This is a genomic window from Longimicrobiaceae bacterium (genome assembly GCA_036375715.1).
Taxonomy (GTDB): domain Bacteria; phylum Gemmatimonadota; class Gemmatimonadetes; order Longimicrobiales; family Longimicrobiaceae; genus DASVBS01.
In genome coordinates, this window is record DASVBS010000025.1 from 31969 (window position 1) to 54920 (window position 22952).

A 22952-nucleotide genomic window follows, 5' to 3' on the forward strand; every position below is an offset into this window, starting at 1 on the left:
TCGGGGCTTTACGCTTCCGGGGAGTTGATCACGAGCTCGCGCACCTCGAGGATGGGAACGAGCTCATCGTCGACTCGGAGGAGCTTCTGGCCGATCGGAACGACGGTACCGTCCGGAAGCTCCTCCCAGTCGGTGACCCTGCCGAGGCGCACCTCCTCGTCGGAGCTGCGCCAGGCAAGGGGAGTGGTGGCGGGGACGAGGACTTCACCCAGCTCGGCGCGGGTGAAGGACTCGCCTGGTCTGACTACGGCGGGGATCCATAACAGATCGCGCAACCGCTGTGGGAGAGGCGCGGTCACGGAAGCGATCTGCGCGAAGGGAATCCAGGTGTACTGGCCCGCGGCGTAAACCTCCAACCGTGCCCCGATCCGCGGGTCGGCATCGGAGATCGAGGAGAAGGGCTCTCCGTTGAGAGTTCCGGACAGCCGCTCCGGCGCGGGAGAGCCCGAAGCGGCACGATTGTCCAGGAAGAGCTGCTGCCGCGTGCGTTCCGCGTGCAGGGCGCTGCGGTAGAGCAGCGCCCCCATTTCCGCCTCCCGACTGGTTTGCGCGATCAGGTCCAGTTGCTTCTCGGCGCGATCGAACTCGCCGGCGAAGCAGAGGAGCTCGAACAGGAAGGTCCGCTCGCGCACGAGCGTCGGATCCTGTCGAAGGTTTCCTCCCAGCACCTGGATGGCTTCGGAAAGCCTTCCCTGCTCGTAAAGCTGCTGCGCGTTCATAGCGAGAGGCAGAGTCCGAGATCACTCCGGAGCGTTCGCGGCGATGTCCCACGAAACCGACGGTGCCTTGGCCTGCGCACCCTTCGGCGCCTGTTCCTTATAGGTCATCTTCACCTTGGCGAAGTTCAGCGTGACGCTCTCCGTAAGCCGGTCCTCACCACCGCTGCCACCGGTCGAGTAGGACGTGACGAGCACGTCCGCCATGTGGATCGTGAGGTACTCGAGGGGCGTCTCGCCCGCCTTGCGTACGACCAGCGTCGCCTCGGGGAAGTGCTTGCCATTGCAGCAAGCGAGGAAAATCTCGGTGCTCGCCAGGTCGACGTACTTGGTGAAGGAGAGGTCCTGGACATTCACCTTGCCGGAGCCACCGCCGCCCCCTGTATGGAAGCTTCCCGCGTTGCTGGCTCCCCAGCTCCAAGCGAGAATGTCAATCTCGTCCTTATGAGTCTTGTCTTTGGACTCGCCCTGAATGTCGCCCAGCTTGAGGAACATGTCGACTGCCATGACCGTTTCTCCCGTGATGGAGTGAAGGGATGGAACTGCACGACAAGGAGTGATTGCGGGCGGGCGGCTGCCCCCCCGCAATCACTCCGAGGGGCGCTACGCCTGAGCCGGCGGCGGAAGGTCCGCGACGAGGCGCATCGATACGGACAGCTCGTCGAGTTGGAAGTGGGGCCGCAGGAAGGCGACGGCACGGTAGGCTCCCGGCTTGCCGGGAATCTCCATCACGTCCACACGGGCTTCCTTCAACGGCTTCTCCGCCTTGACGCTGAAGCTGGCGCTGTCGTTCGTGACCACGTAGTTGCCGATCCAGTTGTTCAGGAACTGCTCCATCTGGTCTCGCGAGCTGTAGCCGCCAATCTTGTCCCGCATCATCGCCTTGAGATAGTGGGCGAAGCGAGAGACGGCGAAGATGTAGGGGAGCTGCGCAGACACGCGGGCGTTTGCAGTCGCGGCAGGCTTGTCGTACACTTTCGGCTTCTGGCACGACTGGACGCTGAAAAACGCGGCCTTGTCGGTCCCCTTCTGGTGCACCAGCGGAATGAAGCCCAGATCCGCGAGCTCCTTCTCCCGACGGTCCGTGATCGGGGTCTCCGTCGGGCACTTCATGATCAGCTCACCTGAATCAGTGCGGAAGTTGTGGACGGGCAGCCCCTCCACCAATCCTCCGCTCTCCACGCCGCGAATGGTCGCACACCAGTTGTATTTCGCAAATGAGTTGGTGATACGCGCGGCGAGCGCCCAGACGGCGTTCCCCCACAGATACCGGTCGTGGTCGGTCCCGTCGACCTTCTCATCGTAATCGAAAGCCTCCACCGGTACCGTATCACGCCCGTACGGCTCGCGAAGGAGCATGCGGGGGGCGGTGAGCCCCACGTAGCGGCTGTCCTCGCTGTCCCGGAAGGTCTTCCAGCGGGCGTATTCGGTGGTATCGAATACCTTGGCGAGATCACGCGGGGCGTCGAGCTGGGTGAAGCTCTCGAGATTGAACATGCTCGGCGACGCGCCCGCGAGGAACGGCGCGTGCGCCGCCGCGGCGACCTGCGAGACCTTCTCGAGCAGCTCGATGTCCTGTCCCGACTTGCCGAACTCGTAGTTGCCGATGAGTGCCCCGAACGGAGCCCCACCGAACACTCCGAATTCCTCCTCGTAGACCTTCTTGAAGAGAGCGCTCTGGTCGAACTCGGGGGCGCGCTGCAGGTCGCGCAGCAGCTCCTTCTTGGAGGCGTTGAACACCTTGATCTTCAGCATCGTGCTCGTTTCCGTGTTGTCGAGCAGATACTTCAGCCCCCGCCAGGCCGCCTCCAGCTGCTGGAATTCGGGGTGGTGCATGATCTCATTGAGCTGGATCGAGACGAGGTGATCCAGCTGCGCAATGCGGGCGTTGATCATCGCTTCCGTGTCGGGAGCGATGCGGATCTCGCCCTTCAGCACCTCGTCGACGAAGCTCTTGATCAGATTCCTGCCGCGCTCGCGAGCGGCGGGCTCCGTGCCGAAGCGCCCCTGCTCGACGATCTGATCGAGCAGGCTCAGCTCTGTGGTCTCGGTCGCCTGCTGCAGCTCAGCTTCACTCTTCGCCATCGGTCCCTCCCTCCGGGGTAATCTCCGCCTTCAGCTTCGCGAGATCCTCCTCGCTGGCCAGGGTCGCCTGCAGAATCTCCTCGAGCTTCTCGTTCCCCTGGAGACTGCCGCGCAGATCCGCCAGCTGCTGTCGCAGCTCGAGAAGCTTACGCAGCGGCTCCACCTGCTGTGCGACCCGCTCCGGCGAGAAGTCGTCGAGACTCTCAAAGCGCAGATCGACCGCGAGCTTGCCAGCGTCGGCGTCCTCGGAAAGCAGATTGTCAACGGTGAGGGAGAGGTGGGGACGCATGCTCTTCAGCACGTCGTCGAAATTGTCCGGCGTTACCTCGACGAACTTGCGCTCCTTGAGCTTGGCGAGGGGTTCTTCCGGATGCCCGGTGAAATCGCCGAGGACGCCCATGACGAAGGGAAGCTCCTTCATCTCGATGGCACCGCCGGTCTCTACCTCGTACTTGATGTGCACCCGAGGAGCGCGGACTCGCTCGAGTTTCGCGTTTACGCTCTCGGCCATTCACAGACTCCTGTCTGGAGGGTGATCGTTTGGCGGGTTGAACGAGGTGTAAAACTGGTCGGATTCGAGGTCGAGACGGGATGGCGGGCGGTCAGCTACTTGGAGATACGTGGTGACGCAGGTGGGGCTTGGCGTCACGCGCCGGCATCCCGAACCCCGAAGGGCCAGGGTGGTACAGGTTAGGGAGCTGCGCACAGAATGTCAAGAAATCGCTGTCGGGATACCCTTGCCGCGCGGGGGCCGGCGGCCCAAGGTTTAGGGTTGTCCCACAGCGGGGCGACCGCGCCACGCGCCGCCCGGCCCACTTGCCTCATCGTTTGATCCCGACATTCCGGAGCTGCCCATGCGGCCATTGCAGAAGGTGCTGTGGACGAAGGGAGTCCTTCTCAACCCGCAGCACCTGCAGCTTCAGGACGGCTACCTCGAGGCCCTGGTCGCCTTCCAGCTCGGCGTGCTTCGGCACGCTCCCTGGGGGTTCACGCGCCTGGAGATCGATCAGGAATCGCTGGCTGCAGGGTCGCTCGCCATCCGCTCGGCTTCGGGCCTCTTCCCGGACGGGCTGCCCTTCCTCATCCCCGAGTCCGACCAGCCGCCTCCGCCCAAGCCGTTCCAGGATCATTGGCGGCCCGACCAGCAGAGCATGCAGCTGTACCTGGCCGTCCCCGAGTTGCGGGAGGGCGCGCAGAACGTCGCCATGCGTTCGGAGGGACAGGGCACACGCTTCGTGGCGGAGGCCGTGTTGCGCAGGGACGAGAATACCGGCCTGGCAGAGAAGCCGCTCCAGCTCGCTCGCCGGAACCTGCAGCTGCTGGCGGAAGGGGAAGCATTGGAAGGCTTTTCGCTGCTGCCGGTGGCGAGAGTGATCCGCTCCGAGGCAGGCACGCCGCAGCTCGACCCGCACTACGTGCCGCCGGTTCTCGACGTTGCGGCCAGCGGCTACCTGGTAACGCTGGCGCGGCGACTGTTGGAGATTCTCTCCGCCCGCAGCAGCACGCTGGCGGGAACCCGTCGGCAGCGGAACCGCGGCCTGGCCGATTTTGGCTCGTCCGACGTCGCCAACTTCTGGCTGCTCTACACCATCAATCGCCACCTGCCGGTCGTGCGTCACCTCTCCGAGAGTCGCCGCACGCACCCGGAGTCCCTCTTTCGCGAGCTGCTCGCCCTGGGCGGAGCGCTGACCACCTTTTCGCAACGCTATCATCCGCGCGACCTTCCCGGATACGATCACGACGACCTGGGCGGGTGCTTCGGGCGACTCGACGCAATCATCCGGGAGCTGCTCGAGACGGTGGTGCCGATCCACCACGTGGTGATTCCGCTGCGCTCCACTGGAACCCATGTCTACGCGGCCGCACTCGACGAGGAGCGGCTCTTCGCGGGCACCCAGCTCTTCCTAGGGATTCGCTGCGAAGCCTCTGCGGAGGAGGTGGCGCGCCGCGCCCCGCAGCTGGTGAAGCTGAGCTCGGGAGACCAGATCGAGCGGCTGATCCGCCACGCCCTCCCGGGTCTCCCCATGCGATACCTGGCGACGCCCCCGGGAAGCGTGCCGATCAAGCTCGACTACCAGTATTTCCAGCTCGAGCGCACCGGGAGCGACTGGGACGCGATCCGCACGGCGCGCAATCTGGCCGCGTACGTTCCGGCGGACTTCCCGGAGGCACAGCTGGAGCTGGTCGTCCTGCTGCCTTCCGGCTGAGCGCGGCTCAGCCGGAAGGCGCGGCAGTGGGGGCCTCCGCCGCCGGCAGGGAGTCGGGTAGCGTCTCCCCCGTATTCGGGGCGAGGGCGGTGCGGAGCACGAGGTAGAGTACGAGCGCAATCGCCAGGATCGCGACGAGCACCAGGCCGACGATGATCCCCGGATGCGTTCCCTTGCGAGATGAATCCGGGGCGAGAGCGGCCCCCGCTGCCGGTTGTGTCGGAGGCGCCGGGGGCGGAGAGCTGACAGGCGGGGGTGCCACCGGCGGCACAGGCGTCTGCGCCGAGATGATGCGGGTATATTCGCCCGCTGGCGGAGGCGGCGGTGGGGCGGGCGGCGCCATCTCGGCAGGGAGCGGCGGCAGCTCGGGATCGACCGGGTGGCGTGGCGGGGCCGCGCTCTGCGCCGACGGAGCGGGCGATGGCGGTGGCGGCGGGGGAGGAGGCGCACTGCCGTGGAGGCGCTCGCGGTAGCTGTCGTCGCCCAGGGGCGAAGGCGGCCAGGCCGGTGGCTGAGCGGCACCTCCCGCGGGGTGGGTCAGCGGGGGGTGCGCGGGTGGCGCGGGGGGCGTGGGTGTTCCGCTCAGCTTCTGGAACATGCGGGTGAACTCCCCCTGCCCCGAGGGCGCCTGCGACGCCGCGCCCGGATGCGGGGACGACGCCGGGGGCGCCGGCGGAGGGGTGGTCGGCGGTCCGGCGACCGGGGGGCGCGCGGGCCCCGCCTCCACAGGTGGCGGCGAGCCGGCTACACGCGGCGGCTCCGCGGGGAGGGACGGGGTGACGGGCGGCGATACCGTCGGGGTGGGTGTTGCCCCGGGTGTGGCAGGGGGCACCTCCGCCGACGCAGCGGGGGGTGTCGCCGCGCGGAAGAGCCGGGTGAACTCGCCAGGACCTTCCCTCGCGGCGGACTCCGCGGCCGAGGCGCCCCGCTGCGGAGGCGCGGCCGCTTCAGACGCCTCGGCAGTAGGGGCAGGGGCATCGGGCTGGGACACCGGTGTGCTGGCCCCCGGAGCGTGGGGTGGCGCCCCGTAGCTGGCGGGTGGGGCACCCAGGCTGGTGGGCGACGCATCCGCCGCGGAGTCTGGCGGGGTCGCGGCGCGGAAGAGCCGCGTGAACTCACCCGGTCCCTCCTGCCCGCCGGCCTCCGCGGTCGGGGTGCCTCGCTCTGGAGGCGTGGACGCGGAGGGCGCGCCCACAGGAGGGACGGGGGTCGTGGGTTGCGACCCCTGGGTAGAGGGCGTTGCACCCGGGGTGGTAGGCACTGACCCCGATGTGATGGGCGTTTCCCCTGGTGTGGCGGGTGGCGCCGCCGCAGCGGGGTCGGGCGGCGTTGCCGCACGGAAGAGTCGGGTGAACTCGCCGGGGCCTTCCTGCGCAGGGTCGTCCGACGCCGGAGAAGCATGCCCAACAGCCGTAGCCGGGGGCGCCGAATCGGGGTCTCGCGCCACCGGTGGTGCACCGGTCGACGGCGACTGCATGTTCGAGGGCGCCTCCGTCGGGGAGGCCGGCGTGGTCGGGGAGACTGGATCCGCCGGTCGCAAGGGCTGCGGGGTCGCCCCGGCCGCAGGACCGGACGGCGGTGGGGCCGCCGCAGCGCTGGACGGGGGCACCTGGGTGGGCGGAAGGTCGAAGTCGATCGACGCGGCGGCCGGCTCGACATTCCGCTCCCGGCTCCAGCTCCCCGCGCCCTCGTCCGCCAGGGCGTCCAGGGGAGGGGCCACGGCGCGGCCGAAGAGCCGCTCGAACTCGTCCGTCGCCGGCGGCGGTGCCGGCGCGGCGGCCGGCCCCAGCCACTCGTCGAAGGTGCGGAAGTCCATCAGGAAGCGGGTCACCACCACCGCTCTCCCGTCGACATCCAGCACCTCCAGGATTCGCTCGCGGCGATCGACATCGATCTCGCCGAGCCGCGTAAGGATGCCACCCCGCCAGGCCGCGAGTGAGGCGTCGAGAAAATGCACCATCACGATCGCTCCGGTCCTGCTGCGCGCGAGGTAGGTTTGCGACCCCTCGACGACCGGTCGGATCAGGGGATAGCGCGATTCGAGCTCGGTGCGGTTCATGGCGGGGCGGAAAACGAGCGGAGAGGCTGTTCGGTGGCGGCAAGCTTCACTGGCCCATGGCTGGCCTCGCCCGTATCATTCGGGTGGGCTGCCCATCCTTGCAACTCTACACCTGGCCTAACCACGGCGCAAACGACTGTCGTGTATCTGGAGACTGTCCGCGACCTTCCACGCTCGTCGCTATCCGGCCCATCCTCGAACCCGATCGTCCTGTCGTGAGCTCGCTCGGCCGTGTCGTCTGGCATGAAGGCATGCACCTGTCGCAGCACCACTTCCAGGCGCAGAGCCGATATTTCGAGGAGCTCATCCGCTTCGTCGCCACCTCGCTGGCGCCGGAGACCTGGGGTCTGGCGGGCTACGAGCTCGACGCCGAGGCGCTCCGGAACGACACCGTTGCGCTGGTACACGCACGCGGCCTGATGCCGGACGGCCTCCCGTTCCAGTTTCCGGAAGATCCGCTTCCGAGCCCGCTCCCGATTCGCGAGCTCTTCTCCCCCACGCGGGACAGCCATCTCGTGCTGCTGGCCATCCCCCCGTTCGTGGAGGGGCGGCCGAATCTCTCCTCGGGGGAGTCGGAAACGGCCGGAGTACGTTTCGCCTCGGCGACCAAGCTCGCGGTGGATGAGGCGGGCGGCGTCGACACGCGGGAAGTGCTGATCGCCCGCAAGAACTTCCGCCTTCTCCTCGACGCCGAGGTATCCGAGGATCTCGTCACCCTCCCGCTAGCGCGCGTGCGGCGAGACGGCTCCGGTCATTTCGTCTACGATCAGGCCTTCATTCCGCCGCTGCTCCGGATCGGGGGGAGCTCGAGCCTGCTCTCGGCGCTCGATTCCCTGATGGAGAAGCTCTCCGCCCGCGCAGCATCGCTCGCGGAGGCGAGCGGATCGCCGGAGACGGAGGTGGCCGACCACTGGCTGGCCCACACGCTCCACGAAAGCCTCGGAACGCTCGGCCACTATCGGCGCTTGCGGCAGGCGCATCCGGCCGCACTCTTTGCTGAGCTAGCACGGCTGGCGGGAGCACTCTGCACCTTCTCCATGCACGCCCATCCGCGCGACCTGCCGACCTACGATCACGCGCGGCCGTGGGAGTCGTTCGGAGACCTGATGCGCCGCATCGTTGAGCTGCTGGACGTGGTAGCTCCCTCCAACACCATTCGCATCCCGGTGCGGCCGGTAGCCGAGGCGTTCTACGCGGCTACTGTTACGGATCCGCGGGCGTTCGGCAACTGCGACTGGTACCTCGCGGTGCGGTCCCGCCTGGATCCGGCAGAGCTGGCCGGTGCTGTTCCCCGGCTGGTGAACATCTGCTCGGCACGGCACATCGACCGTCTGGTGCGCGAGGCAATTCCCGGATTGATCCCGAAGCACGTACTCTCACCTCCACCCGGGGCTGCGCCGAGGGCAGGCACGGAGTACTTCTCCATCCCCCGCACCGGGCCCTGCTGGACCTCCATCGTGGACACCCGGGAGGTGGGGCTGTACGTGCCCGCAGCGCTCGCGGAACCTGAGTTGGAGATTATCGTGACCTTACATGTTTGAGGGACGGGGTGGTCCGGCGCCCGTCGCCCCGGTATATTGACGCGGCGACGCCCCCCTCCTCTTTTCCGCCTTCCCAGACTCTATGTCGACCGTCGCCCCACCGACCCTCCAGCATCGATCGACGCCTCCCGCGACGACCCGCCGCGGCGCGCTTGCGCTTGCGCTGCAAGAGCCCTTGACGGCGGGTGCCCGGCTGCGCGCGAACAGGCAGGTGGCCTCCGACGGTGAGGCCTTCCGCACCCAGATCAAGCACCTGATTGCGCGCGCCGACCAGGAGGCTCGTGCCCAGGGTTACGATCCCGCCGATGTGAAGCTGGCGGTCTACGCTTATGTGGCGTTTCTCGACGAGTCGGTCCTCAACTCCGGCCAACCGATGTTCGCCAACTGGGCGCGTCAGCCGCTCCAGGAAGAGCTGTTCGGCGATCATCGCGGCGGCGAGCTCTTCTTCCACTACCTCGATGAGCTGCTCGCCCGCCCCGATTCGGAAGACCTCGCGGACCTGCTCGAGGTGTTTCAGCTCTGCATGCTGCTCGGATTCCGCGGCCGCTATGGCGCCGTCGACGATGGCGGACTCCGCACACGGTTGCAGGCAGTTCATCAGAAGATCGAGAGAATTCGCGGCCGTCCGGGCGCGCTCTCGCCGATCGCCGCGCTGCCGCAGGACGACCGCCTGCCCGAGCTACGGGATCCATGGCTGAGACGGCTACTGCTCTTCGTCGGGGCGCTGCTGCTGATCACCGTCGTGCTCTACGTCGTGTTCCGGCTCTCCCTCGGAGGGCAGGTCAACGATCTCCGCGACCTGGCAACGGAGCTGCTCCGACAGTGACCTCCCTGACACCGACCTCTGCTGCCCTGTCGGCGACGACATGAAGACTCGGAAGGCCTGGATTGCCGCGCTGGTGACGCTGGCGGGTTTTCTCTTGCTGGCCGTGGTTCTCGACTGGCTCCTCCCCATAAACGGCGCCGATCGCGTCCTCCTCTGGGTCGGGATGCTGCTACTGGGCGGAATCGCCGCTTTCCTGCTCTACCTGCAGCTCGCACCACGGACGGCAAAGAAGAAGGGGCAGAGCGACGTCGAGCTGCTCCTGGCCGCCGCCCGCGAGCGTCTGAAGAAGGCGGGGATCTCAAAGGGTAAACCGGGACGTCTCCCGGTCACGCTGGTGATCGGCCCGACCGGCTGCGCCAAGACGACCTCGGTTCTCCAATCGGGGCTTGGAGCCGAGTTGCTCGCGGGAGAGACCTCCGGCCCAGCCGGAGTCGCACCCACCGAAGCCGTCAACATCTGGTACGCTCGGGGTGGCCTGATCGTGGAGGCGGGTGGGAAGGTGCCGGGCGATGCGGAACGCTGGCGTAGGCTGCTGCAGGGCCTGCGACCGGCACGGCTGGCCGCGGCACTCGGCAGAGGCAAACAGCCCCCGCGCGTGGCGGTCGCCTGCGTGAGCTGTGACCTCCTCCAGACATCCGGTAGTGGAGCGGCGCCGTCGGCCACCCAGCTGCGAGATGCGCTCGCCGAGGTCGCGCGCCAGTGGGGCGTTCGACTCCCGGTCTACGCGCTTTTCACCAAGGCCGACCGCATCCCCCACTTCGAGGAGTATGTGCGTGGGATGACGCGGGAGGAGACCCAGGAGCTCCTGGGGGCTACTCTGCCGTTAGCGGAGGTGACCCCTGGCGACTACGCCGACCATCAGGCGCACCGGCTCCGCACCGCCTTCGGCAACATCTTCGGCTACCTGGCGGCGCGACGCCTCGAGCTGCTTCCCCGTGAGCAGCGCGAGGCGGATCGTGGGGGCGCCTACGAGTTTCCACGGGAGATTCGCAAGCTCACCGAGGCCGCGTCGCTGTTCCTGACCGAGCTGTGCCGGCCCAGCCAGCTCGGCATGAACCCCTTTCTCCGGGGGTTCTACTTCGCGGGCGTTCGACCGGTGATCGTCAGCGACACGCCAGCCGCCTCTCCCCAGCCGCAGCAGCGGATTTCTCTGGAGGCGACGGGCGTATTCGGCATCCCGTCGCTCACGGCGCCGCAGCCGGCGGCACGACCCTCCGGGGGCCGTCGTGTGCCCGACTGGGTCTTCCTGCGCCGGCTCTTCCCCGAGGTGATCCTCGCGGATGAGCGCGCCCACGCGCTCACCGCAGGCGGCCGTCGGGTGGACCTGCTGCGCCGCAGCCTGCTCGCCGCCGCGGCGGTGCTGCTGCTGGTGCTGTCCACCGGGTTCACGGTGTCGTACGTGAACAACCGGGCGCTGCTGGCCCGGGGTCGCGATGCGCTGGAGGCGGTCCGACCGCTGGCGGCCGCGGTCGGCGAGGCTCCCCCGGAGCCCTCGCTGGTGCGCCTCGACTCCCTGCGCGCCACGGTCGATCGACTCAGCGACCACCTGCGAGGTAGGCCGCCTCTCCGCCTCCGCTGGGGGCTGTACACGGGCGACAAGGCGCGGTTGCCGCTGCGCCAGGTCTATTTTGACCGCTTCACCGAGCTGCTCTGGGGAACCACCCGTGGCGATCTGCTCGCCACACTCCAGTCGCTGCCGGATCAGCCGCAGGCAACCGAAGACTACTCCAGGATCTACGAGGCGCTGCGCGCATACCTGGTCACGACCAGTCATCCGCAGGAGAGCACTCCCGAGATCCTCACGCCGGTCCTGCTCCGCGAGTGGAGGTTCGGCGACAGCCTCGACCCGGCTCGTCGCGAGCTGACGAGCCGCCAGTTCGACTTCTTCGCCCGCGAGTTGCCCCTCGGACACCCGTTGCCGGCGGAGCCGAGCGAGCCAGTGGTGATCGCGGCGCGCGAGTTCCTGGCGAAGTTCACCGGGGTGGAGCCGTTCTACCGGGCGCTCCTCTCCGAAGCAGCCCGCGCTGGAGAGCCGATCCGCTTCGCGGAGCTGTATCCCCAGGCGAGCGCGGTGGTCCAGAGCTCTCAGGCGGTGCCGGCCGAGTTCACGCAAGCGGGTTGGGCACGGGTGGATTCGATCCTCGCCGACCTCGATCGGCTACTCACCCGCGAGGATTGGGTCCTGGGCGAGCGCGCCGCCATCGCCCCCTCCGACCGCGAGCGGCTGGCGGCCGACCTGCGCACTCGCTACGTGACCGACTATGCGGACGCCTGGCAGCAGTTCCTGGAATCCGCTTCCGTGGCCGGTTTCTCCGGGCCTGCTGATGCAGCGCGGAAGCTGGATCTGCTCGCGAGCAACCAGTCGCCGCTCCTGCAGCTGATCGCCCTGGCCTCTCGCCACACCTCGGTGGACAGTACAGTGTTGCGCCAGCTCTTCCAGCCGGTCTACGCTGTCATTCCGCCCGGTGAGTCAGACAGCTACATCAACGACGCGAACGCGCCCTATATGGGCGGACTCGTTTCGCTCCAGTCGGCCATGGCACAGGTCGCCGACGCGACTGGACCGGACCGCACGGAGGCGCTGGCTCAGGCGCAGATGAGCGTCCAGCAGCTCGACCTGAGGGTGAGCGAGCTGACCCAGGGCTTCAGGACGGAAGGGAGGTCCGTGCTGGTGGGGAACCAGGTGCAGCGACTGCTGGAGTCACCGGTCGTTGCCGCCCGAGGGCTCGTGCGCGGGCTCCCGACCGCGCAGGTGAACGCGGCGGGGGCAAGCTTCTGTGCCCCCTTCCGCGCCCTCGAAGCCAGGTATCCGTTCGACGAGCGGGCGGTAGAGCCAGCCTCCATCGACGACCTCAGTGCACTACTCGGGCGCCCCAACAGCCGTCTGTGGAGCTTCTACGAGGAGCAGTTGAGTCAGCTCCTTATACCGCAGGGGAACCAATATGCCGCGCCTCCTGCCGCCGAGCCCCGCCCGACGGAGGCCTTCACCGCGTTCTTCAACCGGGCTGCCCGGATCTCCGAGGCTCTTTTCCCGGACGGGGCCGAATCGCCCACCGTGCGCTTCGCGCTCCAGGTCTCGACCTCGAACGACCTCCCTGAGGTGCGCGTCACGATCGACGGGCAGACGCATGCGTTCACGCGAACCATGCCGGCCGCGCACACTTACGTCTGGGATGGAGCCCGCGCCCGCACCGTACGCGTGACCAAGGTGGTGGACGGGGTGGAGACCACGCTGCTGGAAGGCAGCGAGGGGCCGTGGGCGCTGCTTCGGCTCCTGCACCTTGCGAGCTGGGAGCAGACGGGTGCCCAGCAGTACCGCCTGCGCTGGCTTCTCGCCGAAGCTCCCGGCGAGTTGACCGCCACGCTGACCTTCGCGTCGCGTGTGCCGATCTTCGCGCCCGGCCAGCTCCGGCTGGGCTGCGTATCTCAGATTCTCCGCTGATGCGATCGCTCACTGCCTCCATGGCCAGCTACAAGCTTCGCTCGCTCCTCCTTCTGCTCGGCATCGCCCTCGTCCTGCCGGCCTGCCGGCGCAGTGGAGGAACGCAAGCTCCCGCTGGCCCGCCACCGCCCGCGCCGCTCGCGCCTACCGCCCTGCTCTACTACGACAACAGCGGCGGCATCCAGGATTCTCTGCGGGTGGTGATCCGCGATGCGGAGGAATTCGAGCGCACCTGGCGCCGTGCCACCTCGACCCAGTCCTCGCCCCCGCCGATGCCGACGGTTGCGTTCGACCGCGCAATGGTGCTGCTGGTCGCGGCCGGGCGCATGAAGCCGGACGATGTGGTCCGCGTCGATAGCGTGGGCATCCACGACGAGGTGACCGCGACCGGCGAGCGCGAGCGGGTGATGCAGGTCATCGTCCGCACCGTGCGAGGCTGCGGCGGCTTCAGCAGCGACGCATATCCGCTGGCGCTGGTGCAGGTCGCGCGCTTCGAGGGGCCGGTGCGATTCACCGAGCGGAGCGAACGGGCAGCCGGTTGCGCGGGAGCGGCCCTCATCGAGAGCCGGCCGCTATACGCATCGAAGCATTCTGAATGACCACCCATCACGAACAGACCGGCCCGCAGGGCCCCGAGTTGCCGCCTACGCTGGCCAACGGCGCGGAGACCGACGCCTCGACTTCGGGCGACCTGGTAGGCCGCGTGCTCGCCGGCCGCTATCGCATCCTGCGAAAGCTCGGCGAAGGGGCCATGGGCGCCGTGTACCTGGGCGAGCACCTGAAGATTGGTCGAAAGGACGCGATCAAGGTCCTCCGCGATCAGCTCGCCAGCGACCCCGATGCGATCGCCCGCTTCGTCCGCGGGACCCGCAACGTGTCGATGATCCGGCACCCGAACATCTGCACGATCTACGACTACAGCGACACGGCGGATGGTATCCAGTTCGTGGCGATGGAGTTCGTGCCGGGCGAGACGCTGCGCGACCTGCTGAACCGCGAGACGAGGCTGCCCGTCGATACCGCGGTAAAGATCGCCATCCAGGTGGCCGAGGCGCTCGACGCCGCTCACCAGGTGGGGATCGTCCACCGAGACCTCAAGCCCGCCAACATCATGGTCGTGCAGGGGCGGCAGGGCCTGGAGGTCAAGGTGGTCGACTTCGACATCGCGAAGGGTTCGCAGGAGGGGGAGGGCGAAGAGGTCACGCGAATGGGATTCGTGGTGGGCACGCCCGAGTACATGAGCCCCGAGCAACTCATCGGCGATCGTCTCGACGGACGGAGCGACGTCTACTCGCTGGCGCTGGTACTCTACCGCATGCTGACAGGCACGCTTCCGTTCGCCGCTCAGGACACGCAGGACCTGATGGTCAAGCGCCTGACCGAAGAGCCGATGAGCCTCGCCGGCGGCCTTCCCGGGGCGTCCTTTCCGCTCGCCCTCGAGATGGCGATTCGCCGCGCGCTGCAGCGGAAGCCGGAAGACCGCCAGCGAACGGCCGCCGAGTTCGCGCAGGAGGTCGCTGCCGCGGTTTCCCCGGTCGTCAGGGATCGGCGTTCGGCGCCGCGCGGCGACACAAGTGCCTCGACGCGCGAGACGGAGCGCTCACGCACCGATTCATCGGAGACTGACGGGCGGCGGCGCTTGGTCCTGCTGTGGGGCGGAGGGGCCACCGCGGCGGTGGCGCTGGTGGCCCTCGGCCTCTTCGCCTTCGGAGGGGAGGGAGGAGAGGGAGGCGAGGAGCTCGCGACTGACACGCCGTCTCCGCAGACGCCGATGGTCGAATACAGCGATCCGGTGTCGACAGCCGAGGACGAAGCCTCCGGCAGTCCGGCCGAACCGGAAGCCGATACCGCCGCACTCGGCTCTGCTCCAAGTGCTCAAGGCACCCGGCAGACTACCTCCGTGGCGGCAGAGCCGGCGGGAAATCCACCGGAAGAGGCGAGGGCTGAGGGCGCGCCGGCGGAACCGTCGACCGCTGTATCTGCCTCGCCCTCGCAGGACGAGCTCCTCTCCATGCTGGAGCGAACGATGGACCCCGGCTCGAGCGGACCCGCGCTCCGGGAGATTCACCAGCGCGCGGCCGATGCCTGGAACGACCGGACGATCCCGAGTGAACATCGGGCGCTGGCGGCGTACGTCGCTAGCAACAGCCTGATCGCTCTGGGCGACACGACGCAGGCCGTGACCTGGCTGCAGCGCGCCGTCGATCTTCGCCCTGACTACGACCCGTACCGGACCGAGCTGAATCTCTACCAGCAGCTCCTCCGCGGATACTGACCTCCACCGCCCCCATTTCCCGGCACGATTCGGAGACTCCCTTTGGACGCACAGCTCGGAATCCTCACGGGAGCGCGCGCGGGCGAGACGCTGAGCTTCTCGCAGCGAGCGATCTCCGTAGGACGGCACCCCGAGGTCGATCTTCGCTTCGACCCCGCTTCCGACCGGGCAGTGTCAGCTCGGCATGCATTGCTCTTCTACGAAGACGGCAACTGGTACATTCGCGACCTCGGCAGCCGGAACGGGACCTTCGTCAACGACCGGCCGGTGAGGGAGGATCTCCGTCTGAGGAACGGGGATCGGATCACCTTCGGCGTGCAGGGCCCCACGGTACAGTTCGCCACCGATCGCGCCTCCTTGACCGGGTTCGCCGCGGCGAGTCCTGCGGCAAGGGACTCCCGCGGCCCCTCAACCGTGGAGCGTCTGCGAATCGAGCTGGTTCGCCGGACCCGCCGCTATCGCGCAGCGGCCATCGGGCTCGTGGTGGTGGCCGCCGGAGTCGTGGGAACGATTCTCTTCCTTGGCGATCGTCAGCGCGCCGCCTGGGATCGAGAGCGCACGGCGATGCGACTGCAGATCGACAGCCTGCACTCCGCGGGCAGCCGGGCGATCGAGAGTTTGGAGCAGCAGTTGAGCGCGCTCACCAGCTCCCTGCGCGCTTCGGAATTGCGCATCCAGGAGCTCCAGGAGGCGATCGCGGCCGCTGAGTCGCGCGGCAATATCGGCGAAGCCGAGGGGCTGCGGCGTGAGCTGCTCGCCGAGAGCACCGGATTGCGCAACCGGCAGGTCGCGGCGGGCCTCGACTTCGAGCTCATCCAGGATCGCAACCGGCACGCGGTTGCTCGCATCTTCGTCGAGTACGAGAGCGGAGAGGTCGCAACTGCCACGGCCTTCGCCATCCGCCCGGACGCCACCCTGCTGACCAGCCGTCATGTCATGGTCGACGCCCAGGGTGTGCTGCGGCCGCGCCGCATCGCCGTCCAGTTCTCGGATTCCGAGCAGGTGTGGCCAGCCCGGCTGCTGGCCGTGTCCGACGCGGATCTGGCCCTGGTCAAGGTGGACAACATTCTGGGGCGAGTCCCGGTCGTTCACGGTCTCAACCTGCGCGGCGATACGCTGCCACCCGGTAGCCCGGTGGCCATGATCGGATTCCCGCACGGAGGCGCCGTGGCGGATCCGGATCTCACGGTGGGCTACGCCCGACCTCTGCTCTCGGCCGGGGTGATACAGGAGACCTCGCCGACCCGGTTCAGGGTGCAGGGCTACGGGGCCGTAGGGGCGAGTGGCAGTCCGGTGCTGGACGCCAACGGCGACGTGGTGGCGATCGTCTTTGGAGGGCGGGCCGAGCCCGATGGGCATTCTGTTTACGCCGTGCCGGCGGCGGCAGCAGAGCGCTTGCTCACAGAAGTGTTTTGATTTTTTTCGCCTGGCCGCAGGCGCAATCTACCTCAACTTCCAGTCAGCTGGCGAAGCGCCTCCCTCGCCTCGGTCATCTCGGGGAACCGCTCGGCAATCTGCCGATACAGCTCGATGGCCTGCTCCTGCCGGCCTCCGTCCTGGAAGACCTGCGCGCGGGAGAACATGGTCACCGCCTCGGGTGGGATCTCGCGCGAGCGGCGCTCCTGGACCAGGGCGACCTCGAGCGGAGGTAGGTCGATTCCTTCGGTGATCTCATTCGCGAAGTCGACCAGCATCTCGTAGAGATTCTCCTTCCGGTTCCGCAGCTCCACCGGCTGCATCACCTCCCCCGTCTCCACGTTGATGATCCGTCCGTCGAGCCGGAAATTCCCATACAGGTCCATGAAGACGCCGGTTACGGCATAGCGGGCGCCGACCAGGCGACCGATGCGAGCCGCCGTGCCGGGGTCCACCTGCCCGGTGCGCACCAGCCCCTGCTCTTCGAGGATGGCTCTCAGCTGGCTCCGCTCCACCACACGCAGGTTTGTGTTCTGCGCCAGCTCCGTCAGCATCAGCTGCTGGATACCCACCTCGAGTGGCGCGAGGTCCTCCCGATCCGGACCGAATGATCCGCCATTCGTAAACGGAAAGACCGCCACGCCGGGCCGCGTGTCCGTCGCTTGAGCGAACAGCTCCACGGTGGCCAGGGGCAACAGCAGAAGCGCAAGAACAACCCGACGAGTCCAGTTGCAATGCATGTGAGCCTCCCCTGAGGAAGTCGTAGCGGCCGATCAACCTTCCGTTCCGATGACGATCCTTCTTCTCCGATGGGCAGCGATCGCGTTCTCGCCCACTTCGCCTATCGGCCGCTCTGCGACGAAGGGATCACCACCGCAGCCGGGACCTGCCGATGGTATCGACATCTTGTCGGAGGATCAGTGCGCGTAGGTCAGCACGAGCCACGAACGATGACGAGAGAGGAGACGATCGAGGTCCGGTCAGGAAAGGTCGCAGAGGTGACGTGTGCGGCCGTTGGGGTCGTTGATTCGGCTACAAAGACCGCTCCACAGACCGATACTAAGTCTCAGAACGGTCGGCAGGCAAAGTAATCTCGGCTCGTCCTTTGCGGTAGCATTTCGAGTCCCTACTCCTGCCCCCGACCCCCGATCTCGCCCGAAAAGGCCCCACCCCGTTCCACGATCGACAATGTCGAGGAAGTCGAATCTGCCGACGCTCCTGCTCGCGCTGGCGACCATGACAATGGTTCCGGAGGTTGCGAGCTCGCAAGTGCCGCTCACGCCTCGCTCCCTGGGGATGGGAGGGGCGCTGGACGCGGCAGCCCGCGGTCATGAAGCCATCTTCCTGAACCCGGCAAACCTGGCCCTCCCTGACTCACCGGACTGGTCGGTGGCGCTGGCGGGAATCTCTGCTGCGGCCAAGCTCGAGGGAGTCGACCTCGACGAGGTGGTCGACCTGTTTGGTTACGAGGACCTATCCGACGCGGAGCGGGCTGATCTGCTCGCGGAGATCCCGGCAACGGGCGTGCGGGGGAAGGTCGACGTCCGAGCTCCCGTGGCGGCAGTCCAGGTCGGGCCGTTCGGTCTGGGTGCCGCATTCGTGACGCTCGGCGATCACGGAATCTCCCGCGACATGGTCGAGCTCTTCCTCAACGGCTACGAAGAGGGGCGCACGAATTACTCCGTGGACACCACGCGCGGTCAACGTGTCTCTCTGTGGGATGTCGCCGTCGCCTACGGCGCCAACGCCGGGCCTGTGACTGTGGGTGTCACCGGGCATCTGCTGCTTGGAGGCGTGCTCGTGCGGACCTTCACGGCGGATCCACAGATCGACCTCGTCAGGAACGAAATCGACGTGGGCTATCGTGGGCTGCGCTCCACGGGCGGCTCGGGGATGGCGTTGGATTTCGGCGCTGCCTACCAGCCGCTTCGCAGCGTGACGTTGAGCGCCGCCGTGACCGGAGCGTATTCGCGCCTCGACTGGTCCGACGACGTGCGCGTTCGTGAGTTGACTCTGACCCGGGAGGACTTCGACAACCGGGAAGGGCTCTCCGACTTCATCGAGCGCTACGAGGAATCCGAGCGAGCCCTGCAGCCCGAAGACGAAGCGCTGCTCGGCGTAAGTGCGACGGAGTTTCTTCAGGCCGGATCGGAGCTGCCTACCCGGGCAACACTGGGCGTAGCCTGGCAGCCCACCCCTTCGACCGACTTCGTCGCCTCCTACTCGGACGACCTCACCGAGGGACGGCTGGGTGGCGACTGGACGCGACGCCTGGGCGTCGGCTTCGAACACCGGTTCTGGCTCGTGGCCCTGCGCGCAGGGGCGGCGACCGACGCGGACGAGGAGCGGATGCTGACCGGCGGACTCTCGGTCGGCCCGGTGAACCTGGGGATCGCGCGGCTCACCGGAGGAGGTGACGCAGGCGATCACGTAGGCTGGGTCGGTGTCTTCGGCTTGAGCACGAGCGTGCACTGAAGCCGGTCCATAAGTGAGCACCGCCGCTCGCTGCTCCACGCAGCGAGCGGCGGCTCACTTATTCGGCTCAGCCGATCGCTCAACCGCCTCCCGCCATCCTCCGCCGACGCTTCGCCGCGGACCCGCCGCCGTTCACCAGCTCTACGTCGATCTGCGGCTGCACCACCCGGTTGTCGAGGAGCGACCGCGTCGACCCCCGCACTACCAACTCGGCCTCGAACTGGATCTGTCTGGGCGGAATCACCTGCTGCGCCTGAATATGCTCCAGCAGGATCTTCGCGGCCTGCTCGCCCATCTCGAACTTCGGAACGTGCACCGACGTGAGCGGGATCGAGAGGTAGTCCAGTATGGGCAGGTTGTCGTAGCCCACCACCGACACGTCCTCCGGTACCCGCAGCCCCAGCTCCGTGAGAGCGCGGCAGAGCCCCAGCGCCACCATGTCGTTGAAGCAGGTGACGGCAGTCGGCCGATCCGCGGCCGAACGCTCCCCGAAATACTGCAGGCCAACGCGGTAGCCGTCCTCGAGGTGCGCACCGGTCGGGACAATGGCGTCGTCGGAAAAGGCGATGTGCGAGGCGCTGAACGCCCGGTAGAGACCGTCGATGCGCTCTTTGCCGTGCATCGAATAGGGCGGCCCCGCAAAATGAACGATGCGCGTGTGTCCGAGCGAGATGAGGTGCTCCACCGCGCGCCCTGACGCCGCCACATTGTCCACGCCGATCAGGCTCGCGTTCAGCCCCCAGATCGACTCCAACAGTATGAAGGGGAAGTTGCGCCGCTTCAGCTCGAAGAGCGGAGAGAGGTCGGTTTCTTTATTGAGAACGGGGTACAGGATCAGTCCGTCGACATTCATCTCCTGCAGGAGATCGAGCGCCCGGCGCTCCTCCTGGTAGTCCCCCTCCGAGCTCGCCACCAGCACCGTGTACTCGTGCTTCGACGCGTAGGCGCGGACGCCGGCCACGACCTCCGAGTAGAACGGGTTATCGATCTCCCGGATGAGCACGCCGATGCTACCGTTGCGTCGGGAGCGGGATCGCCCCGCGCGATCCGACGGCCGATAGTTGAGCTGGTTCATCACGGCGAGCACCCGCTGACGGGTGATGTCGCTCACCGAGTCACGCCCGTTCAGAACCGCCGAAACCGTTCCCTTCGAGACCCCGGCTTCCCGGGCCACGTCGTTGATCGTTGGTCGCTTCGCTACCATTCCAGCCCCCGGTCCCATGCTCCAGGACTGGACCTGGAGGCAGAGTAGTTGAGTGTCTCCGACATGGAGGAGTGAGGTCGTGCGAAGGTCGATCTGGTGGAAGCCTGATATTGCAGATTCTCGACGCGTGGTGCAAGCCGATCAAGTGATCGGATGACTGTCGGAAGACAAAGCCCCATCCCCGGTTGGAAGCACCGGCACCGGGATCCCCGTCGTGAGGAAGCCGGGCGAAGCGCTCGGTGAGGCTTCCCTCGCCGGGGAAGTGTCCCTCCCGCACAATCGCTGCTCTCTTCCGAGACCCGCGGACTTCTGCCAGGCGGGCCATCTGGACGATGATCTCGCTGGCTACCGCAACCTCCAGACCCGGAAGATCCGCACCGCAAATGACGAAGGAGACAGAGGCTACGATGGAGCGGAGGCGAGCCAGCTCCGAATCCTCACGTGCACGGCCACCCCGTTACGGCTCGTGGAAGCGAGCGGGGGCTCGAAGGTGGGCAGAGACTGCGGAGGCGTTGCGGCCTCCTCACCGGCAATACTGCGTAGTCTCGCTGCCCTGTCAATCGTGGATTTTTGCGGACGAGAATCGCTCGAGCGAGGGCCGGCCGGAACGCCAATCGGCGAGGCGGGTATTTCGGCTCGAGTCTCACCTTTCGCACGACGCGCGCGCGCGGCAGATTTCCGTGCGCGCGTTTGCATGTTTACCGGCCCCACTCGACCGCGAGATCGATGTATCCCGTCCTCTTCCGAATCGGCGACTTTGCCGTCACCTCGTTCGGGGTGATGATGGCACTCTCCTTCCTCGTCGGCGGCTGGATCCTGTCGAAGGAGCTGAAGCGGAAAGGGGAGAACCCGGATGTTGCCTGGGAGGTGGTGTGGTGGGCAGCGATCGGCGGAATCGTCGGCGCCCGCCTTTACTACCTGATCCTGACCTGGCCGCATACCATCGCCGATCCGTGGGGTGCGATCACCTCTCGCGGCGGACTGGTCTGGTACGGCGGGTTCATCGGTGCGGCGCTGCTGATCTACTGGCGGCTGAAAAAATCGGGGGTGGCGATCCCCCGCGTGGCCGACGCCGTGGCACCCGCGCTCGCCGTGGCGTACGCGATTGGACGGCTGGGATGCTTCCTCGTGGGAGACGACTACGGGCGGCCGACGGATCTTCCCTGGGCGATCGCCTTCCCCAACGGAGCGCCGCCATCCACCGCCGAGAACCTGCGGGAGCAGTTTGGCATTCCCATCCCTCCAGGAGTACCGGGGGATACGGTGATGGCCGTGCATCCCACGCAGCTCTACGAGATCGCGATGTCGCTCCTGATCTTCGCGATCATCTGGCGGTTGCGCGAGCGCATCGCACCCGCGGGCGCCCTCTTCTGCATCTACGTGGCGCTGGCCGGCGTGGAGCGGTTTATCGTCGAGATCTTCCGGGCCAAGGACGATCGCTTCTTCGGCGCCTTCACGATGGCGCAGCTCATCAGCCTGGCGCTGGTCGCCGTGGGAATCGCCGGCGCCACCTACCTGCTCCGGCGCCGCAGCGACACCTCGCTAAGCGGCGCCGAAGCGCCGGAGCGGGCGCGTAGCCGCGGCTGACGAGGCTCGTTCTCCCACATCACCCCGGTCCTTAGCGCCCCGGTCTTCCGGCCGGGGCGGCTCTACATTTTTCCGACGTGGTCTTTCTGCCGACTGAACACCCGCCGATGCTTGCCAAAGGCTGAATCCTCGGCGCATCTTCCTGGCCTTCCCCGTTCCCGCATCCCCAACTCGAACGACTCATGAAGAGCCGCTCATCTTTCCTCGTTCCTGCAATGCTCCTGCTCGCCGCCGGCTGCGCTGGCGAGCCCGAGACGAACGATCAGGCCGCCGGGGCTGCGGCGGATACCGCTCCGGCTTCCGCGGCCGGGTCGCAGGTCGCCCTGGTGGATGGGTTCTCCGGTCCCGAGTCGGTCCGGTACGACGAAGAGGCCGACGTCTATTTCGTGGGCAACTTCAATGGAAATCCCGCCGAGCTCGACAACAACGGCTTCATCAGCCGCCTTTCGCCGGATGGAGAGATCCTGGACCTGCAATTCATCGCAGGAGGGCAGAACGGCGTCACCCTCCACGCCCCGCGCGGAATGACCATCGTCGGTGACACCTTGTGGGCGTGCGACACGGACGCCGTACGCGGCTTCAACCGCACCACCGGCGAGCCGGTGGCGGAGGTGAGCTTCACGCAGTTCGAGCCCGGGTTCCTGAACGACATCACGGCGGGGCCCAATGGAGAGCTCTACGTTACCGACAGCGGCCGCAACCGCATCTACCGCATCGATGGTCGCACCCCCTCCATCGCCCTCGAGGACGAGGCGCTGAATCGCCCGAACGGGATCACCTGGGACCGGACGACCGGGAATGCGGTGGTCGTCCCCTTCGGCGGAAACCAGGTCCTGAACCGCTGGGGAGGCGGTGCCCCAGGCCTGGAGCCGATCGCAGAGGGGCTGCAGGGCGGGAGATACGACGGGGTGGAGGTGCTTGGCTACCGCCGGTTGATGGTCGCCAGCCAAGCGGATTCCAGCATTCACATCGTGCAGGACGGACAGATCGCGTCCAGTCTGAAGACGGTGGGAGCGCCCGCGGACATCGGCTACGACCTCCGCCGCAACCGCGTCGCCGTGCCCTTCGTGGCGCTGAACCAGGTGGAGATCCTGCAGCTGCCTGAGTGAGGAGGGGGCG

The 22952-nt window shown here is 67.3% G+C and carries 17 protein-coding genes; 10 read left to right on the top strand and 7 right to left on the bottom strand.

What is annotated here, in order from left to right; translation table 11 throughout:
- Nucleotides 1-8: 8 nt before the first annotated feature.
- The 4 genes from VF167_04195 to tssB all read right to left on the bottom strand — a co-directional run bounded on the left by VF167_04195 (nt 9) and on the right by tssB (nt 3312).
- The gene (locus tag VF167_04195) at nt 9-719 is read right to left on the bottom strand and encodes a type VI secretion system accessory protein TagJ (protein HEX6924600.1); all 711 of its coding nucleotides are present in this window, start codon (nt 717-719) and stop codon (nt 9-11) included.
- A 21-nt stretch (nt 720-740) separates the two neighbouring features.
- Entirely contained in the window at nt 741-1223 is a 483-nt protein-coding gene (locus VF167_04200; GenBank protein HEX6924601.1) for a type VI secretion system tube protein Hcp, read from the bottom strand.
- Nucleotides 1224-1319: 96 nt separating this feature from the next.
- Nucleotides 1320-2801 (bottom strand): type VI secretion system contractile sheath large subunit, encoded by a 1482-nt coding sequence (gene tssC, locus VF167_04205; GenBank protein HEX6924602.1) that lies wholly within the window; start codon nt 2799-2801, stop codon nt 1320-1322.
- A complete protein-coding gene (gene tssB / locus VF167_04210; GenBank protein HEX6924603.1) occupies nt 2788-3312 on the bottom strand; it encodes a type VI secretion system contractile sheath small subunit in 525 nt (174 codons plus the stop codon). The genes tssC and tssB overlap by 14 nt, the downstream gene beginning before the upstream one ends.
- A 343-nt stretch (nt 3313-3655) precedes the next feature.
- Here tssB and tssK (VF167_04215) point away from each other — a divergent pair, with 343 nt between their 5' ends.
- Nucleotides 3656-5008: a type VI secretion system baseplate subunit TssK gene (gene tssK, locus VF167_04215; GenBank protein HEX6924604.1), complete on the top strand. Its 1353-nt coding sequence runs from the start codon at nt 3656-3658 to the stop codon at nt 5006-5008.
- A 7-nt stretch (nt 5009-5015) separates the two neighbouring features.
- Here the strand turns inward: tssK (VF167_04215) and VF167_04220 are convergent, their stop codons facing one another.
- Nucleotides 5016-7067, bottom strand: coding sequence for a hypothetical protein (locus VF167_04220; GenBank protein HEX6924605.1), 2052 nt, complete (start codon nt 7065-7067; stop codon nt 5016-5018).
- A gap of 215 nt (nt 7068-7282) precedes the next feature.
- On the opposite strand from VF167_04220, the gene tssK (VF167_04225) reads away from it, so the two are divergent.
- The 6 genes from tssK (VF167_04225) (at nt 7283) to VF167_04250 (ending at nt 16567) form a co-directional block, all read left to right on the top strand.
- A complete protein-coding gene (gene tssK / locus VF167_04225) occupies nt 7283-8608 on the top strand; it encodes a type VI secretion system baseplate subunit TssK (GenBank protein ID HEX6924606.1) in 1326 nt (441 codons plus the stop codon).
- An 82-nt stretch (nt 8609-8690) separates the two neighbouring features.
- Entirely contained in the window at nt 8691-9434 is a 744-nt protein-coding gene (locus VF167_04230; protein ID HEX6924607.1) for a DotU family type IV/VI secretion system protein, read from the top strand.
- A gap of 40 nt (nt 9435-9474) precedes the next feature.
- Nucleotides 9475-12876 carry an ImcF-related family protein gene (locus VF167_04235; protein HEX6924608.1) on the top strand — a complete coding sequence of 1134 codons (3402 nt, stop codon included), beginning with the start codon at nt 9475-9477 and terminating at the stop codon, nt 12874-12876.
- Complete coding sequence (locus tag VF167_04240; protein HEX6924609.1) at nt 12876-13475, top strand: hypothetical protein; 600 nt, start codon at nt 12876-12878, stop codon at nt 13473-13475. The genes VF167_04235 and VF167_04240 overlap by 1 nt, the downstream gene beginning before the upstream one ends.
- Nucleotides 13472-15151, top strand: coding sequence for a protein kinase (locus VF167_04245; GenBank protein HEX6924610.1), 1680 nt, complete (start codon nt 13472-13474; stop codon nt 15149-15151). Before VF167_04240 ends, VF167_04245 begins: the two co-directional genes overlap by 4 nt.
- Nucleotides 15152-15193: 42 nt before the next feature.
- Nucleotides 15194-16567, top strand: a complete 1374-nt coding sequence (locus VF167_04250; protein HEX6924611.1) for an FHA domain-containing protein — start codon at nt 15194-15196, stop codon at nt 16565-16567.
- A gap of 32 nt (nt 16568-16599) precedes the next feature.
- On the opposite strand, the gene VF167_04255 is transcribed toward VF167_04250, so the two are convergent.
- The gene (locus VF167_04255; GenBank protein HEX6924612.1) at nt 16600-17307 is read right to left on the bottom strand and encodes a CsgG/HfaB family protein; all 708 of its coding nucleotides are present in this window, start codon (nt 17305-17307) and stop codon (nt 16600-16602) included.
- Nucleotides 17308-17755: 448 nt separating this feature from the next.
- Between VF167_04255 and VF167_04260 the strand changes: the two genes are divergently transcribed.
- Nucleotides 17756-19042 (top strand): DUF5723 family protein, encoded by a 1287-nt coding sequence (locus VF167_04260; protein ID HEX6924613.1) that lies wholly within the window; start codon nt 17756-17758, stop codon nt 19040-19042.
- A gap of 79 nt (nt 19043-19121) precedes the next feature.
- Here VF167_04260 and VF167_04265 read toward each other — a convergent pair whose 3' ends face one another.
- Complete coding sequence (locus tag VF167_04265; GenBank protein HEX6924614.1) at nt 19122-20246, bottom strand: LacI family DNA-binding transcriptional regulator; 1125 nt, start codon at nt 20244-20246, stop codon at nt 19122-19124.
- A gap of 726 nt (nt 20247-20972) precedes the next feature.
- Here VF167_04265 and lgt point away from each other — a divergent pair.
- Together lgt and VF167_04275 are read left to right on the top strand one after the other, a co-directional pair.
- Nucleotides 20973-21833 carry a prolipoprotein diacylglyceryl transferase gene (lgt, locus tag VF167_04270; protein ID HEX6924615.1) on the top strand — a complete coding sequence of 287 codons (861 nt, stop codon included), beginning with the start codon at nt 20973-20975 and terminating at the stop codon, nt 21831-21833.
- Between the two features lie 182 nt (nt 21834-22015).
- The gene (locus tag VF167_04275) at nt 22016-22942 is read left to right on the top strand and encodes a hypothetical protein (protein ID HEX6924616.1); all 927 of its coding nucleotides are present in this window, start codon (nt 22016-22018) and stop codon (nt 22940-22942) included.
- Nucleotides 22943-22952 lie beyond the last annotated feature (10 nt).

Coding starts and splice junctions, on each gene's coding strand:
- VF167_04195 (HEX6924600.1), bottom strand. CDS start 719: ATGAACGCGCAGCAGCTTTACGAGCAGGGAAGGCTTTCCGAAGCCATC.
- VF167_04200 (HEX6924601.1), bottom strand. CDS start 1,223: ATGGCAGTCGACATGTTCCTCAAGCTGGGCGACATTCAGGGCGAGTCC.
- tssC (HEX6924602.1), bottom strand. CDS start 2,801: ATGGCGAAGAGTGAAGCTGAGCTGCAGCAGGCGACCGAGACCACAGAG.
- tssB (HEX6924603.1), bottom strand. CDS start 3,312: ATGGCCGAGAGCGTAAACGCGAAACTCGAGCGAGTCCGCGCTCCTCGG.
- tssK (HEX6924604.1), top strand. CDS start 3,656: ATGCGGCCATTGCAGAAGGTGCTGTGGACGAAGGGAGTCCTTCTCAAC.
- VF167_04220 (HEX6924605.1), bottom strand. CDS start 7,067: ATGAACCGCACCGAGCTCGAATCGCGCTATCCCCTGATCCGACCGGTC.
- VF167_04230 (HEX6924607.1), top strand. CDS start 8,691: ATGTCGACCGTCGCCCCACCGACCCTCCAGCATCGATCGACGCCTCCC.
- VF167_04235 (HEX6924608.1), top strand. CDS start 9,475: ATGAAGACTCGGAAGGCCTGGATTGCCGCGCTGGTGACGCTGGCGGGT.
- VF167_04240 (HEX6924609.1), top strand. CDS start 12,876: ATGCGATCGCTCACTGCCTCCATGGCCAGCTACAAGCTTCGCTCGCTC.
- VF167_04245 (HEX6924610.1), top strand. CDS start 13,472: ATGACCACCCATCACGAACAGACCGGCCCGCAGGGCCCCGAGTTGCCG.
- VF167_04255 (HEX6924612.1), bottom strand. CDS start 17,307: ATGCATTGCAACTGGACTCGTCGGGTTGTTCTTGCGCTTCTGCTGTTG.
- VF167_04260 (HEX6924613.1), top strand. CDS start 17,756: ATGTCGAGGAAGTCGAATCTGCCGACGCTCCTGCTCGCGCTGGCGACC.
- VF167_04265 (HEX6924614.1), bottom strand. CDS start 20,246: ATGGTAGCGAAGCGACCAACGATCAACGACGTGGCCCGGGAAGCCGGG.
- lgt (HEX6924615.1), top strand. CDS start 20,973: ATGTATCCCGTCCTCTTCCGAATCGGCGACTTTGCCGTCACCTCGTTC.
- VF167_04275 (HEX6924616.1), top strand. CDS start 22,016: ATGAAGAGCCGCTCATCTTTCCTCGTTCCTGCAATGCTCCTGCTCGCC.